At 61.1% G+C, this 19,220-nt stretch carries 19 protein-coding genes; 8 read left to right on the top strand and 11 right to left on the bottom strand.

Translation table 11 applies throughout. The annotated features are described in order from the left end of the window. Window positions 1-60 precede the first annotated feature (60 nt). From HJC04_RS23255 to HJC04_RS23205, 11 genes are all read right to left on the bottom strand, one after another. Window positions 61-828, bottom strand: coding sequence for a 5-oxoprolinase subunit PxpA (locus HJC04_RS23255; RefSeq protein ID WP_221147250.1), 768 nt, complete (start codon window positions 826-828; stop codon window positions 61-63). Window positions 829-849: 21 nt separating this feature from the next. Then, window positions 850-1,845 carry a biotin-dependent carboxyltransferase family protein gene (locus HJC04_RS23250; RefSeq protein WP_210633475.1) on the bottom strand — a complete coding sequence of 332 codons (996 nt, stop codon included), beginning with the start codon at window positions 1,843-1,845 and terminating at the stop codon, window positions 850-852. Further along, complete coding sequence (gene pxpB / locus HJC04_RS23245) at window positions 1,842-2,549, bottom strand: 5-oxoprolinase subunit PxpB (protein WP_221123314.1); 708 nt, start codon at window positions 2,547-2,549, stop codon at window positions 1,842-1,844. The genes HJC04_RS23250 and pxpB overlap by 4 nt, the downstream gene beginning before the upstream one ends. Continuing rightward, window positions 2,546-2,971 (bottom strand): acetyl-CoA carboxylase, encoded by a 426-nt coding sequence (locus tag HJC04_RS23240; RefSeq protein WP_221123313.1) that lies wholly within the window; start codon window positions 2,969-2,971, stop codon window positions 2,546-2,548. Before HJC04_RS23240 ends, pxpB begins: the two co-directional genes overlap by 4 nt. After that, complete coding sequence (locus HJC04_RS23235; RefSeq protein WP_221123312.1) at window positions 2,968-4,362, bottom strand: acetyl/propionyl/methylcrotonyl-CoA carboxylase subunit alpha; 1,395 nt, start codon at window positions 4,360-4,362, stop codon at window positions 2,968-2,970. Before HJC04_RS23235 ends, HJC04_RS23240 begins: the two co-directional genes overlap by 4 nt. Next, entirely contained in the window at window positions 4,362-4,784 is a 423-nt protein-coding gene (locus tag HJC04_RS23230) for a biotin/lipoyl-containing protein (protein WP_221123311.1), read from the bottom strand. Before HJC04_RS23230 ends, HJC04_RS23235 begins: the two co-directional genes overlap by 1 nt. Before the next feature lie 235 nt (window positions 4,785-5,019). Beyond that, window positions 5,020-5,394: a hypothetical protein gene (locus HJC04_RS23225; protein WP_221123310.1), complete on the bottom strand. Its 375-nt coding sequence runs from the start codon at window positions 5,392-5,394 to the stop codon at window positions 5,020-5,022. Window positions 5,395-5,425: 31 nt separating this feature from the next. Further along, window positions 5,426-6,031: a hypothetical protein gene (locus HJC04_RS23220; protein WP_210633481.1), complete on the bottom strand. Its 606-nt coding sequence runs from the start codon at window positions 6,029-6,031 to the stop codon at window positions 5,426-5,428. Window positions 6,032-6,039: 8 nt separating this feature from the next. Beyond that, window positions 6,040-7,371: a hypothetical protein gene (locus HJC04_RS23215; protein WP_221147249.1), complete on the bottom strand. Its 1,332-nt coding sequence runs from the start codon at window positions 7,369-7,371 to the stop codon at window positions 6,040-6,042. An 86-nt stretch (window positions 7,372-7,457) separates the two neighbouring features. Further along, window positions 7,458-9,341 carry an adenylate/guanylate cyclase domain-containing protein gene (locus HJC04_RS23210; RefSeq protein ID WP_221123308.1) on the bottom strand — a complete coding sequence of 628 codons (1,884 nt, stop codon included), beginning with the start codon at window positions 9,339-9,341 and terminating at the stop codon, window positions 7,458-7,460. Window positions 9,342-9,541: 200 nt separating this feature from the next. Then, window positions 9,542-10,612 carry a LacI family DNA-binding transcriptional regulator gene (locus HJC04_RS23205; RefSeq protein WP_221147248.1) on the bottom strand — a complete coding sequence of 357 codons (1,071 nt, stop codon included), beginning with the start codon at window positions 10,610-10,612 and terminating at the stop codon, window positions 9,542-9,544. Between the two features lie 222 nt (window positions 10,613-10,834). On the opposite strand from HJC04_RS23205, the gene HJC04_RS23200 reads away from it, so the two are divergent. The 8 genes from HJC04_RS23200 (at window position 10,835) to HJC04_RS23165 (ending at window position 19,202) form a co-directional block, all read left to right on the top strand. After that, window positions 10,835-11,788 carry a sugar phosphate isomerase/epimerase gene (locus HJC04_RS23200; RefSeq protein WP_221147247.1) on the top strand — a complete coding sequence of 318 codons (954 nt, stop codon included), beginning with the start codon at window positions 10,835-10,837 and terminating at the stop codon, window positions 11,786-11,788. Between the two features lie 58 nt (window positions 11,789-11,846). Beyond that, the gene (locus HJC04_RS23195; RefSeq protein ID WP_221147246.1) at window positions 11,847-13,079 is read left to right on the top strand and encodes an ABC transporter substrate-binding protein; all 1,233 of its coding nucleotides are present in this window, start codon (window positions 11,847-11,849) and stop codon (window positions 13,077-13,079) included. A 103-nt stretch (window positions 13,080-13,182) separates the two neighbouring features. Beyond that, window positions 13,183-14,070 (top strand): carbohydrate ABC transporter permease, encoded by an 888-nt coding sequence (locus tag HJC04_RS23190; RefSeq protein WP_210633486.1) that lies wholly within the window; start codon window positions 13,183-13,185, stop codon window positions 14,068-14,070. Next, a complete protein-coding gene (locus tag HJC04_RS23185) occupies window positions 14,070-14,954 on the top strand; it encodes a carbohydrate ABC transporter permease (RefSeq protein ID WP_221147245.1) in 885 nt (294 codons plus the stop codon). Before HJC04_RS23190 ends, HJC04_RS23185 begins: the two co-directional genes overlap by 1 nt. Window positions 14,955-14,961: 7 nt before the next feature. Further along, entirely contained in the window at window positions 14,962-16,044 is a 1,083-nt protein-coding gene (locus HJC04_RS23180) for an ABC transporter ATP-binding protein (protein ID WP_221147244.1), read from the top strand. Window positions 16,045-16,129: 85 nt separating this feature from the next. Further along, window positions 16,130-17,782 carry a GMC oxidoreductase gene (locus tag HJC04_RS23175; RefSeq protein WP_221147243.1) on the top strand — a complete coding sequence of 551 codons (1,653 nt, stop codon included), beginning with the start codon at window positions 16,130-16,132 and terminating at the stop codon, window positions 17,780-17,782. A 155-nt stretch (window positions 17,783-17,937) separates the two neighbouring features. Then, window positions 17,938-18,852, top strand: a complete 915-nt coding sequence (ppk2, locus tag HJC04_RS23170; RefSeq protein ID WP_221147242.1) for a polyphosphate kinase 2 — start codon at window positions 17,938-17,940, stop codon at window positions 18,850-18,852. A gap of 158 nt (window positions 18,853-19,010) precedes the next feature. Further along, entirely contained in the window at window positions 19,011-19,202 is a 192-nt protein-coding gene (locus HJC04_RS23165; RefSeq protein WP_210633491.1) for a hypothetical protein, read from the top strand. Window positions 19,203-19,220: the final 18 nt, after the last annotated feature.

Raw genomic sequence — 19,220 nt, 5'->3', positions numbered from 1 at the left:
GGAATGGTCCTTCGGCGAGGGATTGGAGTTATGGACCGCCCGCGGGCGATCGGCATTGAGTCATTCGGCGAGTCCGGCAGCGGGAGCGAGTGCCGCGCCCGTGGCTTCGATTTCGCCGCGAACGATGCCGGCGAGTTCGAGGGCGCCGGGTGTATCGCTGTGCACGAGGATGGAGCGCGCCGGCATGGCGATCACGGCGCCTTCGATCGTCTGGACGGTCCCATCGAGCAGGAATTGCCGCACGCGGGCGCGCACCGAGGCTTCGTCCTTGATGACGGCGCCCGGGAGCCCGCGCGCGACGAGTTTGCCGTCGGCATCATAGGCACGGTCCGCGAGGAAAAGCGCCAGCGTCTTCAGGCGCGCGCGTCTGGCCGCCAATTCGATCTCGCTGCCCGACGTGACGAAGACCACGAGACCGGGGTCCACGGTAGCGATCGCATCCATCATCAGGTCGGCGAGGACGGGATCGCGGTTGACCATATTGCCCATGGCTGCATGGAAGCTGATATGAGAGACGGCGACCCGCTCGCTCCTGGCGATGGCCATCAGTGCGCCGAGCTGGTAGAGCATCTGCTGGCGAAGCTCGTCTGCCGAGAACGGTATTTCGCGCCGGCCGAAGCCGAGCCGGTCGGGCAGACCGGGATGAGCGCCGATGCCGACGCCGTTCAGCTTTGCGAGCCGGACCATGCGTCCCATCGTATCGGGATCGCCGCCGTGGAAACCGCAGGCGATGTTGGCCGAGGAGACGATTTTCATCATCGCTTCGTCGTCGCACAGCCGGTAGGGACCAAATCCTTCGCCCATATCGGAATTCAGATCGATCTTCATGAGTTCCTCCTTGTGAGGGTCCTAAGCCATCGCCTTCAAAGCGCGCTTGACCATCCGGGACGTCCGTCTGACGTCGTCGACATAGCGGGCGACGGCCTGTTCGACAGCGCGCGCTTCGGCGTGTGTCGAGCGAACAAAGCTGAGGCGGGCGCCGATGCGGGCCTGTCCCAGCCGCCAGAGATCGGATTCGATCACGCCGGCGATTTTCGGATATCCGCCGGCGGTGTTCGCATCGCTCATCTGCACGATCGGTTCGCCGCCGGGCGGCACCTGGATAACGCCGGGCACGACACCGTGGGAGCGCATCTCGATGGATGCCACCGGTTTGATCGGTTCGCCTGACAAGCGGTAGCCCGTCCGGTCGCTTCGGGAGGAAATCCTCCAGGTCTGGCTCCAGAAGGCTTCGCCGTCTTTGGTGAAAAGCTCATGCTCGCCTGCCGGCAGAGCGCGGATCGGCAATACGCCATCGACCGGGGCCGGAAAGACATCGCTGAGCGCTGTCGCCGGTTCGACGACGGCGAGGCCCGTGGCCGGCAGCATGGCAATCTCCGCGTCCTCGCCGATCGCGATCCGATCGCCTTTCGCCAGTGGCCGGCCTGCATTGCCTCCGAAGCCGCCGCGTAGCGACGTGCTGCGCGAGCCCATGACGACCGGGATATCCAGGCCGCCGCCGAGCGCGACGTAGGAGCGCGCCAGCCGCGGAGGCTGCTTCAGTTCGAGAACCTGTCCGGGCTCGGCGACATAGGCGCACCAGGCAAGCCGTTCCGATCCGTCGAGATGGGGATTGCCGTCGGCGCCGGTTATGGCAAAGGCGATACGTCGCTCGAAACGCAGGCGGAACGGGAAGGTCTGCACCTCGACCACGGCAGCGTTCTCGTCGTTGCCGACGAGAATATTGCCGATCCGGACCGCAAGCGGATCCATCGCGCCGCTCGCCGATACGCCGATATCGCGATAGCCGGGACGGCCAAGGTCCTGCACGGTGTTGAAAGGGCCGCTCTCCAGGATCTCGATCATAGCTCGATCCTCGCCGGCAGGAACCGGACCGTGTCTCCCGGCGCCATCATGGCCGGGATCGGCGAGGTGGGGTCGAACATTTCGAGTGTGGCAAAGCCGATGGAATTCCAGCCGTTCGGTCCTGTCAGCATGGCGACGCCGGTCTGCATGCCGCCGATGGTCACGCAGCCCTTCGCCATCTTCAGCGAGGGGACGGTCTTCCGTGGCATGTAGATACGTGGGTCGAGACCATGCAGATATCCGAAGCCGGGAGCGCTTCCCAAAGCGAAAACACGGTAGGTCGCTTGATGATGGATACGCACCACCTCGCGATCGCTGAGGCCCGAGAGATTGCAAAGGGCCGGAAGATCGGTCGCGTGTTCGCCGCCGTAATGGACGGGGATCTCGATGGTCTTGCCATCGAGATCGATGCTCTCAGCATTCGCCCATGCCTCCAGCAGCCGTGCGACCACCGCATCGGGGTCCTCGGGCGTCTCCTTGAAAATCACCAGCAGATTGGTCATCCCGGGAATATCTTCCGCAAGATCCGCCCAGCCTTTCACAGTCTGGGAGAGAGCCCAGATCCGCCGCTGCGCGACAAGATCGAATTCACCGGGCGCCTCGAGCAGGAAGGCTCTAGCGCCGACCGAGGAAACCCTTGCCCGGCTGTTGGTGGCCGGAACGATCTCGCGTTGCGAAGCGTGCCTGTTCGTCGTGACGATCATGATGGGAACCTGATTTCGAACAGAGGATCGCCGTAGCCCACCAGCGCGCCGGGCGCGGCGAGCAGTCTGGTCATAACACCGGAAGGGTCGGCGCGAAGGGGAAGCAGCACATCCCCTACCCTGATGAAGCCGAGGATATCGGCGACGGACTGGGATCGCGGCAAATTTTGCGGCACGGCGGAGGCGGCCGGATGTTCGACGCAGAAGCGGCCCGCCATCGGCGCCGTCACGACCGTCTGTGTGGCGCGTGGCTCGCGCGGCGCTGCCTCTGTCGCGCTGATCCGCGCCTCCCCCTCCCCTGAAATGACGATGCGAAGCTGGGCGCCCGGACGGGAAATTTCCAGCCCGTCCACGCCGGCGGCCGTCAGTGCTTGGGTCAGCAGCGCGATGGTGGCCGGATCGCTGAAATCGATCGCGCTCATGCCGCCGCCCTCCGCAGCTTCAGCCATTGTTCGAGATAGTGAATGTCGGTTTCGCCGCGCGCGAAAGCATGGTCCTCGAACAGGGCGCGCAGGAAGGGAATATTGGTGGCGATGCCCTCGATCTCGGTGCCGGCAAGCGCTTCGCACATTCTGGCCATGGCTTTCGCCCGCGTCGGCGCATGCACGATCAGCTTGGCGATCAGCGAGTCGTAATAGGGCGAGACCTTATAGCCGGCATGGATATGCGTATCGACGCGGGTGCCGGGTCCTTGAGGCAAAGCCAGACGGGTGATGATGCCCGCCGACGGCAGGAAGGTGTCGGGATCTTCGGCGTTGATGCGGCATTCGAAAGAGTGGCCTTCGCAGATCACCTCGCTTTGGATGAGGTTCAGAACCTCACCCTGGGCCGCCCTTATCTGCGCCTGGACGATATCGACGCCGCTCGTCAGCTCGGTGACGGAATGCTCGACCTGAAGCCGGGTGTTCATTTCGATGAAATAGAAGGCTCCGTCCTCATAGAGGAATTCGAAGGTTCCGACGCCCCGGTAGCCGATCTGGCGGCAGGCCTCGACACAGGCCATGCCGACCGGCCGGATGATATCGGATGCGATTCCAGGCGCCGGCGCCTCCTCCACAACCTTCTGATGGCGGCGCTGCATCGAGCAGTCTCGATGCCCCAGCCATACGATGTTGCCGTGGTCGTCGCAAAGAACCTGTATTTCGATGTGGCGCGGATGCCCCAGGAATTTTTCCATGTAGAGTGAGGGCGAGCCGAAAGCCTTGCGGGCTTCTTCCCGGGTCAGCGCGATTGCTTCATGCAACTGGTCGGCCCTCGGAACGACGCGCATGCCGCGGCCGCCGCCGCCGCCTGATGCCTTGATGATGACGGGATAGCCGATCTCCAGCGCGAGCTGCTCGACCGATGCGGGATCATCGGGCAGCGCCGTGTCCGGCCCGGGAACGCACGGCACGCCCGCCGCCATCATCGCCCGCTTCGCCGCGATCTTGTCGCCCATGGTCGCGATCGACGAAGCCGTCGGACCGATGAAGACCAGCCCTGCCTTTTCGACAGCGTCGGCGAATGCCGCATTTTCCGACAGAAACCCGTAACCGGGGTGGATGGCGCCTGCACCGGTCAGGCGCGCCGCGAGAAGAATGGCATCCTGATTGAGGTAGCTTTTCGCCGCGCTCGACGGGCCGATGCAGAGAAAGCTGTCGGCGGTGCTGCCGTAGGGTGCTTCCCTGTCCGCCTCGGAGCAGATGGCCACCGTCTTGAGGCCGAGCTCGCGACAGGCGCGCTGGATCCGTGCTGCGATCTCGCCGCGATTGGCGATGAAGACGGTATCGAAGCGGCGCCGTGAGACAGCGGATTGTTCAGTTGATTCCGGCATCAGGCAATCTCCGCCAGCAGGTCGCCGGTCTCGACCTCGCCGCCGTCTATTTCGGTCAGGCGCATGATGCGCCCGGCCCGCGGTGCGGTGATCGTGTTGAAAACCTTCATGGCCTCGATGATGAAGAGCGTCTGCCCCTCCTCCACCGCGTCTCCGATCGCGACAAATGGCGGTTCCCCGGGTGCCGGGGCCTTGTGGAGAACGCCGAAAACAGGCGCCGTCACCGCATGGGAGGTTTGCTCGACGCCGCCCGAGGGCGCACCGGCGATCGGTCTCGGCTTTCGCTCGGGTTCGGCGACAGCCTCCTGGCTCGCTGCCGTTCGGAAAATCCGAACCGTCACGTCCTTTTCCGTCACGGTCAGCTCGGTAATATTAGATCGTCCGACAAAGTCGATCAGCGTCTTGATCTTCGAGAGGTCCATGTGCGTGCTCGGAATTTTAAAATACCACCGCGCATAGCCGAAGTTTCAGATCGCCCGGTGTTGTGATTTCGTAGCACGACGGGCGGATTGATGGGGTCAGACGAAGTTTTGATGGAGCGCAGTCCGCGCCCTGTGGGGACATGGCGCCGGATGCCGTTATGGCAGCCGGCGCTGAGACAAAAGCGCTTAAGTCCTGAACGCCCTCAATTCGCCATCGATAGCGGCGGCCTCGACGTCAGACAAGTTTGAATGTTTTTCGTGTCGCTTCAACTTTGCCCTTCATGTCATCCAGTTTTATGGCAATCCAGAACTCAGTTTTTTCGTCGAAGGGGCCGGCATCTAGTTCCGGTTTAACAACGAGCGACAACACTTTGTCTGTGCTCGTCGCAGAGCCATCGGTATCTATTTTGATTTTATAGATTTCTTTCTTGTCGCTGCCAGTTGGGTTTGAAACGTCGTCACTCCCGTCTGGCTGAGTAGAGATATAGACATATATCTTGTTGCTGAGACCGGAGCCTATTATTTTAAAGGGCGTTCGAACAAGCAATGGAGCAACGACGGTCTCCGGCTCGAGGCGCTCGATTTTAACTTTAGGGTTTGCGGCGGGCATATGATCCTCCCTCATCCGTCTTTAACTTGAATTACTCGTTATCGCCTGATCTTCGAGGAATGAACCCACCTGATCTTGACATCACGCCACCGGAGCGGGACAGGGCCCCGCCCGATCTGGACATTGCGCTGCTCGCCATCCCTCGGGGGTCAGAGGAAACCTCGGCCGACAGAAGGATTTGCTCGAGGGTTCCTGTTTCAGCATCGAGTCTCATCGAGACGTCGCCCTTGTCATAAATCCAGACCCTGATGTCCTTGGCGAGTGCTCCGAATTGGGAACCAAGGCCGGTTCGCGCACTCGAACCAGGAGCCCGATACAATCTGTCATACTCAATATCGCCATCCACGTTCCTCGGCGGCGGATCGTCAGGATCGGCTCCCGGGCCGTGGACAACGAAGATCGCTGGTCGACCAAGTTCAACGAACGCCCCCTCGAACGAGAAAGCGAAGATTCGCGCCAGAACCGCGTCGGCTGCACCAAGCTGGTCTCTCAGAAAATTATTTCTTCCCGCTATTGGTACGCTTAGATTCTGATAAATGGGACCTCCTCTAAGGATCAGATCGCTCAGCGGACGTCCGAACAGATGTATCGATGATATGCCTAGTAAAGTTTCATTGTCTGCCACTTCTCCCTCCATCCCTGTGATTATTGGCTTCTAGCTAATTTCGACAGCAGAACTTTCTCGCGATAGCTCATCTTCGGAAGATTCAGATGATCTCTCGGCAGCAAGATTCGCGCAGAGTGAAAATGGCTGCGATGCTCGCTACCCTTGAGGTGCGCGCCGGCGTGTAGCTTGCCGATCGCCCGTTGCCCGAAATTTCCGGTGATGATCCCCGCGAATTGGCCGCCAGTTTCCTTCCGATCAACTGCAAGCATCGTTTCCGCGACGTCGCCGTAGTCCAAAAAGTCGGGAGCAAGGGTCCACAAGGTTTCCGCCAGATACGTGCCGGCGATGTCTCGTGCATCGAGCAGCGCTTCGACAAATCCATCCGGATTCCGCGCAAAAGCGCGGTCGAAAGCGAGCTGTACGGGCGCCTCGGCAGTCGGGTCGAACTCGGCAATATCCGAGAGATCTTCGACGTCCCGGGAGATGAGGCCTCGCGCCACCAGGCTCTCGTGAAAGATATCGACGAGTATATCGAATACCGCGCCGGTGAGTGGCTGGGAGAGCTCGTGTTCGTCCTTCCAGGCACGCGTGAATTCGGCCATCGTCCGTTTGTTGTTTGCCGAACGAATCTGACGATGCGGCGAGAATTCCGAAAAGCGTGCGAGGCGATTTGCCCGGTAAAGGTTGCCGCGCGTCTCCTCGAGTACATTCTCGATCACCGACGGAAAATGCATGGCCGCGATCAGCGACACGCAGTCTGAGAAGGACTCCTGGAAGCCGAGATATTCCGGATACTCGGTTCCCGGGCGCGGTACGCCGAGGACGCTGAAGATGATCGCGTGCCCCACCTCATGGGCGATGACGTCGAAATCCAGGCTGAAGGGAAGGATGCGCCCATCCTTCTCGAACTGGCTGCCGACTTCAAGGAAGCCGTAGCCGTACTGGGCGTTGTCCCACTGCGGCAAAATGGAGATTTCCAACCGGTCATAGTGAGCGCGAAAATGCCACGTAAGCGGCTGGCCGAGATAACGCTCCCAAACATCGAGTGTGAACCGTACGCAGCCGAAGACATGCGCGGCTTCGAAAGCGGGCATCGAAGGTCGGAGATGGTCGAAATTGCCGCGCTCATCGGGAGCGGCCGGCTCGAGGATTTTGCCCGTCCAGGGCGGAAGGGACATATACGGCGTCCCGAGCGGGCCGTGGTTTACGCCATAGGGAGAGATTTTGCCGACCGGTTCGACAACAAACATGTAATCGTCGGCCGGACCAGCGGTCAGGCTGCCCAACGGAGACGACACTTCGACAATCTCGGGACTTGATCGAGCATCTTCAAACGGAGGCTGCACAAAAAGTCTGAACCGGGTGCCCATCCGCTCCCCCTCAAAAGACTTTCTTGATTGCCAGTTTAAGTTGACATTCGGCGCTCGTGGCAGATTTAGCAAGTAATAAAATGGTATTAGTGACGTTGTTCAGACAGTGAAACCAGTTTCAAATAGCGCGGGTGACTGCGAATGGGATCGAGATCGGAATCATTCTTGAACCATAGCCGCATTTCGATGCCGACTTGCGGCATCCAGACTTCAAGCAAGTCTATCGCCCGATCGATCTCGCCAAGCAGTGCATAGGTGCAGGCGGCGTTGTACTGAATGTTTATATCATCGGGATCCGTCGCCAGGGAGCGCGCCAACCATTCCAGCGCGGTGTCGCGAACACCGAGGAAGGCCAGCGCTGTCGCTCCCAGGCAGGCAACATTGGCATTCTCCGGATGGAGCCGCAGTTCCTCCTCCGCCCGTTTCAATGCGATCCTGGCATAGCTGCTGGCCTTATCTATTTGTCCGAGTGAACGTAAGACGTTCACAAGCATGATCGGTGCACCGTAGTCGGCAGGCTTGATTTCCATCGCCCGCTGAAAGTGCGTAGCCGCAAGTTCGAACTGACCTTCAGTGACGCAAAATTCGGCATAGTAGCGGTTCGCTTCGTGGCAATTGGCGTCGAGCGACAAAGCTTGCTCGAATGCGGAAGCTGCCTCGGTGCGATTGCCGGCCACCGCCAAAGCAAATCCCTTGGCAGCATAAGCCTCCGCCAGATTAGGATCGATAAGGAGCGCCGTCGCCGTGTTTGCAAGAATATCTTCGACCGGAATTTCAGCGCCGAATTGAGACCGCAGGCGCGCATCGCAGACCGCGATGCCGGCATAGGCGCGGGCATAACCCGGATCCAGTTCGATGGCTCTGGCGAAGCTCTGCCTGGCCATCAGATGGTTGGAGCGTGAAGCAATATGGTAGTATTCGCGTCCTCGGAGGAAATGCGTATAGGCTTCAACGCTCTCTGTCGGCGCCTGCTCGATTGCCCTCTTCTCCTCCGGCAGCAGCTTGACCTTGAGCTGCCCGACGATTGCCTTGACGATCTCGTCCTGCATTTCGAAAATGTCGGTCAAATCGCGGTCGTAACGCGCGGCCCAGACATGGCCGTCGCTGGCTGCTTCAATCAATTCCGCATTGATCCGGACGTGGTTGCCTGCCTTGCGGACGCTGCCCTCCACGATATAGGCAACGCCGAGTTCGGCAGCGATACGTTGGAGGTTTTCGCTCCGGCCTTTCCACGTAAAGACAGTGTTGCGGCTTAGTACGAACAGGCCTGAAACATTCGATAGATCAGTGATGAGATCTTCGGTGATGCCGTCGCTGAAGAAATCCTGCTCGGGATCGTTGCTGATGTTGGCGAATGGCAGAACCGCAACCGAGGGCTTGTTGACGGGCGCCCGTGTGTGTCCGCCTGCGGTAAGCGGAACCTCTTCACTGGAGGGGGCATTGCCCCAATCGGCAAAATAGACATGGACCGGTCGGGATATATTCTTGACGGTCATGGCGCCCTGGTCTGCGAAACCGAGGCCGAGCTTGTTGGCGACTTCGTGGCGCACGGCCGCCGAACAGGCGATACCGCCAGGGGCCGCAAGAGCTTGCAGCCGGACTGCGACATTAATGCCGTCTCCATGAAAGTCATCCTCATCGAAGACGATGTCGCCGAGATTCAAGCCTATGCGGAACGCAAAATGCCTGTCCGCCGGAATCCCTATGTTGCGCTCCAGCATGCCGCGCTGGATCTCGACAGCGCAGCGTGCCGCACTCAGCACGCTGCCGAACTCGACCAGGAAACCATCGCCCATGACCTTGATTATATGTCCGCCATGGGTTGCGACAGCAGGATCGAAGAGTTCCCGGCGATGCTGACGAAGGGCGTTGAGCGTCTCCTCTTCGTTGGCTTCGAGGAGACGGCTATAGCCCACCACATCGGCAGCCAGAATAGCCGCCAGCCGACGTTCAACAAGCTCTGCACACATGCCCGTCTCCCCAACGCGCTGGTGGCAATACTATTCAGTTCAAGAAGCTGGCCAGTAATGTTGCCGGACGATTGTATTACTGACAACTAAAATCTCCCGCGCGGCTGTAAGAACCGCCGGAACCGCTTGATGGATTATAGTGGAACTTCAGAATTGATGGTGCGGCCCCTGATTACGGGAGGCCGCGGGTTCCGGCATCGTCAAGTCTTCGCAGCGGCGATGCTCTCCCGCAGGATAAGCCTGCTGCGGATGACGATACGCAGCGTTGCCGGGTTTTGCGCCCGGCCAATGGTGTCGAGCAGGAGTTCCACCGCCGCGCGGCCCATCTCTTCCACCGGCTGCTCGATCGTCGAGAGTGGCGGCGCGGAGAATTCGCAGACCGGGGAGCCGTCGAAGGAGACGACCGACAGATCATCGGGAATGCGCAAGCCTGCACGCTTGATGCGGCTGATGAATGAAATGGCCATGTCATCGCTGGTGGCGATAACCGCCGTTGGTTTTTCGGCTAGCTTCGTGAAATCGTCCGCCGCCTGAACGCCGATGTCGAAGCCGTGTTGATAATCGAGGCGACCGCCCGAGCGACGCACTGCCTGCTGTGGCAGGCCGGCTGCATCGAGCGCCTCGAGCACGCCGCCATAGCGCTCGACATCGTGATAATTGCCTTCAGGGCCTGCAAGATAGAGGAACCGCCGATGCCCCAGCCGGACCAACTCGGCCGTGACGTCGCGCACAGCCTCGCGATCATTGGTAACGACGCTCTGCAGGCCCGCATCGCTCATGTCGAGCAGCATCGACACGATCGGCAGGCCGGAATTTGCCAGCGAACGCCCGTCGACCTCCGGAAGCTTCGACGACAGGATGATGGCGCCGCGCACGCTGCCGCCGAAGGCGAGATCGAGAATGTGCCGCTCGGAGGCCTCGTCGCGATCAAGGTTGGCGATCATCAGGTTATAGCCGCCCTGGATCAGCGTCTTGTTGATGCTCTGCAGGACCTGAGGAATGATCTGGGAGACGCCATAATAAAGCGATCCCGGCAGGACGATCATGATGATGTTGGATTTTCCGACCCTCAGGCCGCGTGCCATTGCGTTCGGCGTGTAGCCGAGTTGCCTGGCGGCCGCATTGATCTTGGCACGGGTCTTCTCGTTGACCCGTCCGGGATTGGCAAGCGCCCGGCTGACCGTCGATATTGCGACACCGGCGAGCCGCGCGACATCAGCCATCAAAGCCCCAGACGGCTCTTCTCCCGCCACATCCTTGTTTTTATTCACCTTTAATTCCGTCCTCCCGGATGCCTCGATTTGCAATTCTAAGGCAGGTGACGGTTTATAGCAAACGTTTGCCAAAAATCGCTTGCTTAAAAAACCAGCGTGGCTATCATCTGGGCATGGCAAACGATTGCCGTCTCTTAATGCTTTGAAAATGCACGACGTATTGAATGCGGAGCCGCTGTTTCGCATACAGATAGGATCGTGCCTTGAGAATGGATTGTTATGGCCACTGACGACAGACTACTCTTCGGTGTCGATCTCGTGACGTTCTTTCATCCCGGCTTCTGGGGCGTCGGCAGCCATGATGCGATTGCCGACCATGCGCGCGCCGCGCCGCGCGCCTTCTGGGACAAAATCCTCGACAGCGTCCAGGCTTCCGGCGTCACCGGTGTCGAGTTGACCTTCTCTCCCTTCAACTGGCAGGACGCGATCCAGACCTACGGTTCGATCGATGGCTTTGCCGCCGAACTGGCAAGGCGCGGGCTGACGCTTTGCAGCGGCTTCTTCGCAGAGCTCGAGGCAGCGGGAGACTTTACCAACCCTGAAGCCCAGCGCGCTTTGATTGACAAGGCGGAACGATATGCCGATTTCCTGAAGGCCTGCGGCAGCGATATCATGGTGATCGGCGCCCCCCTGCGCCAGACGCTCGGCGCCCAGCCGGTGCAGTTCCATGACTTCGACCATGCCAAGGCAATCGCGGATTTCCTCAACCGGCTCGGCGCGACCCTCCATGCCAGAGGCGTCCGGCTCGCGATGCACACGGAGGCGCACTCGGTCTTTGCCGCCGCGCGCGACGTCGACCTGATGATGTTGCTGACCGATCCGGCCTATGTGCATATGTGCCCCGACACGGCCCACATCATCGTTGCCGGCTCCGACCCCGTCCAGCTCGTCGACCGCCATCATGAGCGCATGATCATCGCCCATTGGAAGGACGCGATCGGCCCGATGCCTGCGGACACCCCGATCGACAAGCACATCCACGAACGCCACCAGCCCTATTTCTGCGGCTTCGGCCTCGGACGGGTCGACTGGCCGGCCTGGATCCGGCTGCTGCGCGACCGGGCCTATGAAGGCTGGGCGATCCTTGAACTCGATGCCGCGCCGGATCCGGTCCGCGACATCGCTAACGGGCTCACGCTCGTCCGGCAGGCACTCCTGCCGATCTACCGCTGATATCATTCCGAAGACGACAAACGCCCCCCCAAGAGGGCATTTTCAAGAGGTGGAACATATGAAGACCATGATGAAGTTTTTTCTTGCCGGTGTGGCTTTCGCCGGTCTCTTCGCCGCGGCGCATGCCGAGGACAAGCCGACGATCGAGATCATGTCGTCCTGGACATCGGGCGGCGAAGCCGCAGCCCTCAACGTCATCAAGACGGAATTCGAAAAGCGCGGCGGCGTCTGGAAGGATTCCTCGATCGCCGGTTTCGGCGCGGCCGACGCGGCTTTTCAGAACCGTATCGTTGCCGGTGATGCGCCCGGCGCCAAGCAGGGCGTCATCGGCCTTGCCGCCGCCGATTTCGTCAGCCAGGGCCTGTTCAATTCGATCGACGACGTGGCCGCCGCCGGCAAGTGGGCCGACGCCCTGCCGAAATCGATCCATGACCTCATTTCCTATGACGGCAAGGTCTATCTCGCGCCGACCGGCGCGCATGGCGAAAGCTGGGTCTTCTATTCCAAGGAAGCCTTCGACAAGGCTGGGATTGCGCAGGAACCGAAGAGCTGGGACGAGTTTTTCGCCGATCTCGACAAGCTGAAGGCCGCCGGCATCATCCCGGTCGCCTGGGGCGGCCAGCCCTGGCAGCAGACGAAGGTCTTCAACATGATCCTGCTCTCGCAGGTCGGCATCGACGGCTTCCTCAAGATCTATGTCGACAAGGACAAGAGTGAAGCGTCTGTCGCCGGCGTCAAGAAGGCGCTTGAAATCCTCGGCAAGCTGCGCGGCTATGTCGATGCGGGTGCTGCGGGCCGCAACTGGAATGATGCGACCGCCATGCTGATCACCGCCAAGGCCGGCGTGCAGTTCATGGGCGACTGGGCCAAGGGCGAATTCACCGTCGCCGGCAAGGAACCGGGCAAGGATTATGGCTGCATGATCGCTCCTGAATCAAAGGGCATGGTCTACATCGCCGACGCCCTCTGGTTCCCCAAGACCGGCAATGGCCAGACCGATAAGGCGCAGAAGCTTCTTGCCGAGGTCGTGATGGACCCGACCGTCCAGGTCGAATTCGCCCTTAAGAAGGGCTCGGTCCCGATGCGCGCCGATGTCGATAAGTCGAAGCTTGATGCCTGCGCCCAGAAGGGTGCGGAGCTGATGGCTGCCGGCGCGATCGTGCCGGATCAGGCGATCGTGCTCACGCCGCAGCAGGTCGGCGCGCTCGACGATTTCGTCGACGAATATTGGAGCGGCGGCTCGAACGACGCGGCGGCTGCGGCCGAGAACTTTTTCGCCACCTTCGAGTAGGATCGTGCCCGTGGCGTCGGATTGATCCCGACGCCACTACTGGCCGGCCGCCGCGCTCGCGGGGCGGCGCGTGTTCCGCTTTCCACCGTCAATGAGCTGGCCGATGCCCGTCAAACGCAAGCGCAATCTTTCCGCGACCATCGCCCTCTTGCCGACATGGTTCGCCGCGGTCGTGGTCTTCATCGGCACGATGGCCTGGTCGATCCGGCTGTCCTTTACCAATTCCACGCTCTTTCCATCTTCGACCTATGTCGGCTTCGCGCAATATTCCAAGCTCTTCGCCTCGGCCAAATGGCTCGCCTCGCTGCAAAACGTCTTGATCTTCGGCGTACTCTATGTGTCGGGCTGTCTGGTGCTCGGCTTCCTGCTGGCCGCCGCCCTCGATCGCAAGATCCGCTTGGAAAGCGCCTTCAGGACGATCTTTCTCTATCCCTACGCCATGTCCTTCGTGGTGACCGGGCTGATCTGGCAATGGATGCTCAATCCGACGCTCGGCATTCAGGCGAGCATGCGTTCGCTCGGCTGGGAAGGCTTCGTCCTCGACTGGGTGGTCAATCGGGACATGGCGATCTATGCGCTGGTGCTTGCCGGCGTATGGCAGGGCGCCGGGCTCGTCATGGTGATTGCGCTCGCCGGCATACGCGGCATCGAGGCCGAGCAATGGAAAGCGGCGCGCATTGACGGCATTCCCGTCTGGCGCATCTATGTCTCAATCATCCTGCCCCAGCTCGGACCGGCGCTTGCCGCTGCCGGCATGCTGCTCGCCATGGGTGTGATCAAGACCTACGACATCGTCGTCGCCATGACCAACGGCGGCCCCGGCAATGCCACCGAAGTGCCGGCGAAATTCATCATGGATAATCTGTTCGGGCGCCAGAATCTCGGCCTTGCCACAGCAGGCGCGACGGTGCTGGTCCTTGGCGTCATCATCGCCGTCGCGCCGTTCCGCTACGCGATGCACATGCGCAACCAGGCAAAGGGTGGGGCGTGATGAACCAGCCTCACCCGAATGGGCCGAAGCCGGCACGGATCACCGCGGGACGCATCGGCCTTTATACCTTCTTGGTCGGCGCCGCCCTTTTCTTCCTGCTGCCGCTCTATACGATGGTCGTCACTTCGCTGAAGTCGATGGACGAAATCCGACTCGGGCAGATATTTGCCCTGCCCGCCACGCTCGATTTCTCCGCCTGGGTGACAGCCTGGTCGGGCGCCTGCATGGGAACTGTCTGCGTCGGCATTCGCAGCGGCTTCTGGAATTCGGTGGCGATCACCGTTCCCGCCGTCGCGATCTCGGTCTTCATCGGCGCCGTCAACGGCTATGCGTTGTCGCTCTGGCGGCCGCGCGGGGCGAATGCGCTCTTTGGCCTGTTAATGGCCGGTGGTCTCATCCCCTATCAGATCTTCCTCTATCCGATGGTCCGGGGCATGGCGAATATCGGCCTCTACAATTCACTCGCCGGCATCATTCTCGTCCACGTCATCTTCGGTCTGCCGCTGGTGACGCTGCTCTTCCGCAACTATTTCGTCAGCGTGCCGGAGGAGCTCTGCAAGGCCGCGCGCGTCGACGGCGCCGGTTTCTGGCGCATCTTCTTCGAAATCATGCTGCCGATCGCCGTGCCGATGGTCGTCGTCGTCTCCATGCTGCAGTTCACCGGCATCTGGAACGACTTCCTGCTCGGTCTCGTCTTCGCCGGCCGCGACAACCTGCCGATGACCGTGCAGCTCAACAATATCGTCAATACCACGATGGGCGAGCGCACCTACAATGTGAACATGGCGGCGACGATTCTCACCGCCATCGTCCCTCTCGCCATCTATTTTCTGTCCGGCCGCTGGTTCGTGCGCGGCATCGCCGCCGGCGCAGTCAAGGGGTAACGCTTCCATGCAATCCGCCGTCTCCGTCAAGGACCTGAAGATCGCCTATGGCCACCACACGGTGATCGAGAAGATGTCGATCGACGTCGCGCCCCGCGAGTTCCTGGTGCTGCTCGGCCCTTCCGGCTGCGGCAAGTCGACGCTTTTGAACGCCATTGCCGGCCTGGAGGACATTACGGCGGGCGAGGTGTGGATCTCAGGCAGGAACGTCAGCTGGGAGGAGCCGAAGGATCGCGGCATCGGCATGGTCTTCCAGTCCTACGCGCTCTATCCCCGCATGTCGGTGCGCAAAAACCTCTCCTTCGGGCTTCGCGTCGCTGGTCTGCCGAAGGCCGAGATCGAAGCGCGCGTCGCCCGCACCGCCGCCCTCCTCCACCTCGATATGCTGCTCGATCGACGCCCCGCCGAACTATCCGGCGGTCAGCGCCAGCGCGTCGCCATCGGCCGGGCCCTGGTGCGGGAAGTGGACGTGTTCCTCTTCGACGAACCGCTGTCGAATCTCGACGCCAAGCTCCGCAACGAATTGCGCGTCGAGATCAAAAAGCTGCATCAGAGCCTCGGCAATACCATGATCTATGTGACTCATGATCAGGTCGAAGCGCTGACGCTCGCCGATCGCATCGCCATCATGCGCGATGGCGTCATCCAGCAGCTCGCCTCGCCGGCGGAGATCTACCGCCGCCCGGCCAACCTCTTCGTCGCCGGCTTCATCGGTGCTCCGGCCATGAATTTCATCGAGGGCCGGATCGAACGCGACGGCGACACTCTGCTCTTCCGGAGCAACGGGCTGGCCGTCGATCTCTCGGGATATGCTTTCCGGGCCGCGGTGGCGGAAGGGCCTGTTACATTAGGAATTCGCCCTGAGCATCTTGTGCTCGACGGGGTGGTAAGCGGGCTGCCCACCATTCCTGGCCACGTTTCCGTCGTCGAGCCGATGGGATCGGATACCGTCGTCTGGTTCGACTGGACGGAGCAGAGCCTCTCGCTTCGTCTTATGGGCGACGTCGACGTCAAGCCGGGCGATGCCGTGGCTCCGGGCCTGGATATCGCCAAGGCGTCGCTCTTCGCCGCCGATGGATCGCGGCTATGACGCGCCATCCCTGCGCTTTCCCGCAATTCCGGACGCGTCTCACGCTGCTTTGAGGAATTGCCCCAGGACAGGATTTGAAAGAGACATGTCTGAGATCGTTTATGATGCGCTGGTGATCGGCTCCGGCGCTGCGGGTTCCTTTGCCGTCAAAGAGCTGACGGCCCATGGACTGTCGGTGCTGCTGCTCGAGGCTGGGCCGGCCGTCGGCCCCAGAGATTTCGATCCGGCGCGCAAGAAGGCGCCGGCAAGCAGCATCAATATCTGGGAGCGCGCACGCGCCACACTGAAGGGGCAGCCGATCCAGGCGCGGTCGGCCTTCTTTACTGAACGCTTCAGCCACTTCTTCGTCAACGATCGCAAGAACCCCTATACGACGCCGAAGGGTGAGCCCTTTCTCTGGATCCGCGGCCGCCAGGGCGGCGGGCGTCTGCACAGTTTCGGCCGCGTGCTGCTGCGCTGGACCGACGATGATTTCAAGATCCGCTCGCGCAGCGGAAAGGGCGTGGACTGGCCGGTCTCCTATGACGAGCTTGCGCCCTTCTACGACGAAGTGGAGGCCTATCTCGGGCTGTACGGCAACAGGGACGATGTGCCGACCTTGCCGGACGGCCTCTATGCGAAACCGGCAAGCCTGACGCCCGCAGAACAGATCTTCAAGCAGGCAGTGGAAAGCCGCTGGCCGGAACGGCGCGTCGTCTCCTGGCGCTATATCGCGCCGGACGCCGAACGCATGCCGCGACCGCTGCGGGAGGCAAAGGCGAGCGGGCGGCTCACAGTCCGCTATGACGCCATCGTGCGTCGCATCACCACCCACGAAAAGACCGGCCGCGCCACCGGTGCGGAATTCATCGATCGCAATACGGGCAAGGTTTCGACGGCGCGTGCCGCGACGGTCGTGCTCTCCGCCTCGCCGATCGAGAGCGTGCGGCTGCTGCTGAACTCGGCATCGGCAAGACATCCTGATGGACTCGGAAACAGCTCGGGCGGGCTCGGGCGTTATTTCATGGACCAGCTTCCATGCCTCGCCTTCGGCTCTTTTTCCAAGGCGAAGGGTTGGGCCGTTGACGATTCCGCTCCTGTCGATCCTTTCTACAATCCGTCGGGTGGGATCTTCATCCCGCGCTTCGGCGAGGGTGACGCCGCCCGCGGCGATTTCGACTATCAGGGCAGCGTCGGCAGGGCGCCGGTTTCAGAGGAGACCGATGCGCGTCTCGCCTTCTTCGGCTTCGGCCGCATGCTGCCCTATGCCGACAATCGCATCACCCTCGATGGCAAGCGAAAGGATGCCTGGAACATTCCGGTGCCGCACATTCGCTGCGTCATGCAGGAGGAGGAGCAGCGGCTGCTTCGCCGGCAGCAGGAGGCGTTGATCGCCATGATCCGGGAGGTCGGCGGCGACCTGGAATTCATCGGCTCTCCCAGCGGCCTCAAGGAGATGGGCAGGGGCGCCTTTCCCGACGCCGATGCCTTCAGCCGCTTCATGTTTCGCAAATGGTTCCGCAAGACCATGTGCATGGGCGCGGCAATCCATGAAACTGGCGGCGCGCGCATGGGCGAAAGCCCGGAAGCCTCGGTGCTCAATCCCTACAACCAGCTCTGGGATGCCCCGAACGTCATCGTTACCGACGCCAGCGCCTTCCCGGGCAGCGGTATCGCGGGCACGACGCTCACCGTCATGGCGCTGACGATCCGCGCCTGCCGCAACCTTGTCGACCACTACCGAACGGGGCTGCTCTAGTCCCGCCTCCATCTCGTCGTGAGCGGCGTCGAAGAAGTTCGCCGGCATGTGGAGTGGCGAAAGAGGCGAACAAGTGAACGAGCTTTGGGTTATCCAACCGTCACACTAACTTTGCAGTGACATGCTCCTGTCAACTGAGCAGGAAGGGAAAGCCCATGTCTAAAACACATCAGGACCAGCTCAGCCGGATAAAGGCCGAAATCGCCGACAGCTTCGATGAGGAGCTGGAAATGCAGATGGAGGAAGACCGGCTGGACGATCTGGTCGTCGAAGGAATGACGGAACCCGCGGAGCAGACGCTCGATCGAAAGATCTATTTCCGCGAGCTGTTCCGGCTGCAGCATGAGCTGGTGCGGCTGCAGGATTGGGTCCAGTACAAGCAATTGAAAGTGGTGGTGCTTTTCGAAGGCCGGGATTCGGCCGGCAAGGGCGGCGCGATCAAGCGCGTGACCCAAAGGCTCAACCCGCGCGTCTGCCGCACCGTGGCACTGCCTGCGCCGACCGAACGGGAGCGCCATCAATGGTATTTCCAGCGTTATGTCCCGCATCTTCCCACCGCCGGCGAGATCGTGCTCTTCGACCGCAGCTGGTACAACCGCGCCGGCGTCGAGCGCGTGATGGGGTTCTGCACCCCTGACGAACTCGAGGAGTTCTTCCGCTCGGTGCCCGAATTCGAACGGATGCTCGTCCGTTCCGGCATCGTGCTGATCAAATACTGGTTCTCGATCACCGACGAGGAACAGGAATTCCGCTTCAAGATGCGCATCCACGATCCGCTGAAGCAGTGGAAGCTTTCGCCCATGGACATGGAAAGCCGCATCCACTGGGAGGAATATACCAAGGCCAAGGAAGAAATGCTGGCGCGCACACACACCAGGGAAGCGCCCTGGTGGGTGGTGCAGGCCGTCGACAAGAAACGGGCGCGGCTGAACTGCATCGCCCATCTTCTCGAGCAGATTCCCTATGAGGATGTGCCGAAGCCTGAGATCCAGCTGCCGGGCCGTATCCGTCATGCCGACTACATCAGGGCGCCGGTTCCGCCTGAAATGCTCGTACCGGAGCGCTATTGAAAGCATAGCTGCAACAAGTCGGCTGCCGAAGCGTTGAAGCCGAGACCGCATGGTCACTGCCACCGTGCGGTCAACGTGTGTTTCCCAACGGCTGCATCGTGAAGTATAAAGACTGAGCGTCCTTCGGCCGATAATACGGAGATGACAGGAGGTTGATCATGACGGGCTTTTGGAGATTAATCGTTCAGGAGGTTGTGCTCTCGGCGATTCTGGCCGCCGGCACTGTTATCGGCCTTCCCAAGCTTGCCGATCCGAACGCCAGTGCCAATTATCCTTTGGCAATCGTCGTTTTTCTGGCGATGTCAGGGGCCTTGGTGGCTTATGAGCTTCTGACACGGAAGCCATCCTGATGCTCTCGTTTACCGGCC

The organism is Rhizobium sp. NLR8a, from assembly GCF_019685235.1.
GTDB lineage: Bacteria > Pseudomonadota > Alphaproteobacteria > Rhizobiales > Rhizobiaceae > Rhizobium.
Note: the sequence above shows the minus strand (reverse complement) of the source record. Positions and strands in the feature narration are given on the sequence as shown.

Bases quoted from the DNA above. Each gene is read 5' to 3' on its own strand.
- HJC04_RS23190 (WP_210633486.1), top strand. From the start codon at position 13,183: ATGCCCGTCAAACGCAAGCGCAATCTTTCCGCGACCATCGCCCTCTTG.
- HJC04_RS23175 (WP_221147243.1), top strand. From the start codon at position 16,130: ATGTCTGAGATCGTTTATGATGCGCTGGTGATCGGCTCCGGCGCTGCG.
- HJC04_RS23185 (WP_221147245.1), top strand. From the start codon at position 14,070: ATGAACCAGCCTCACCCGAATGGGCCGAAGCCGGCACGGATCACCGCG.
- HJC04_RS23210 (WP_221123308.1), bottom strand. From the start codon at position 9,341: ATGTGTGCAGAGCTTGTTGAACGTCGGCTGGCGGCTATTCTGGCTGCC.
- HJC04_RS23220 (WP_210633481.1), bottom strand. From the start codon at position 6,031: ATGGAGGGAGAAGTGGCAGACAATGAAACTTTACTAGGCATATCATCG.
- HJC04_RS23180 (WP_221147244.1), top strand. From the start codon at position 14,962: ATGCAATCCGCCGTCTCCGTCAAGGACCTGAAGATCGCCTATGGCCAC.
- HJC04_RS23215 (WP_221147249.1), bottom strand. From the start codon at position 7,371: ATGGGCACCCGGTTCAGACTTTTTGTGCAGCCTCCGTTTGAAGATGCT.
- HJC04_RS23250 (WP_210633475.1), bottom strand. From the start codon at position 1,845: ATGATCGAGATCCTGGAGAGCGGCCCTTTCAACACCGTGCAGGACCTT.
- HJC04_RS23230 (WP_221123311.1), bottom strand. From the start codon at position 4,784: ATGGACCTCTCGAAGATCAAGACGCTGATCGACTTTGTCGGACGATCT.
- HJC04_RS23200 (WP_221147247.1), top strand. From the start codon at position 10,835: ATGGCCACTGACGACAGACTACTCTTCGGTGTCGATCTCGTGACGTTC.
- pxpB (WP_221123314.1), bottom strand. From the start codon at position 2,549: ATGATCGTCACGACGAACAGGCACGCTTCGCAACGCGAGATCGTTCCG.
- HJC04_RS23240 (WP_221123313.1), bottom strand. From the start codon at position 2,971: ATGAGCGCGATCGATTTCAGCGATCCGGCCACCATCGCGCTGCTGACC.
- HJC04_RS23255 (WP_221147250.1), bottom strand. From the start codon at position 828: ATGAAGATCGATCTGAATTCCGATATGGGCGAAGGATTTGGTCCCTAC.
- HJC04_RS23195 (WP_221147246.1), top strand. From the start codon at position 11,847: ATGAAGACCATGATGAAGTTTTTTCTTGCCGGTGTGGCTTTCGCCGGT.
- HJC04_RS23225 (WP_221123310.1), bottom strand. From the start codon at position 5,394: ATGCCCGCCGCAAACCCTAAAGTTAAAATCGAGCGCCTCGAGCCGGAG.
- HJC04_RS23165 (WP_210633491.1), top strand. From the start codon at position 19,011: ATGACGGGCTTTTGGAGATTAATCGTTCAGGAGGTTGTGCTCTCGGCG.
- HJC04_RS23235 (WP_221123312.1), bottom strand. From the start codon at position 4,362: ATGCCGGAATCAACTGAACAATCCGCTGTCTCACGGCGCCGCTTCGAT.
- ppk2 (WP_221147242.1), top strand. From the start codon at position 17,938: ATGTCTAAAACACATCAGGACCAGCTCAGCCGGATAAAGGCCGAAATC.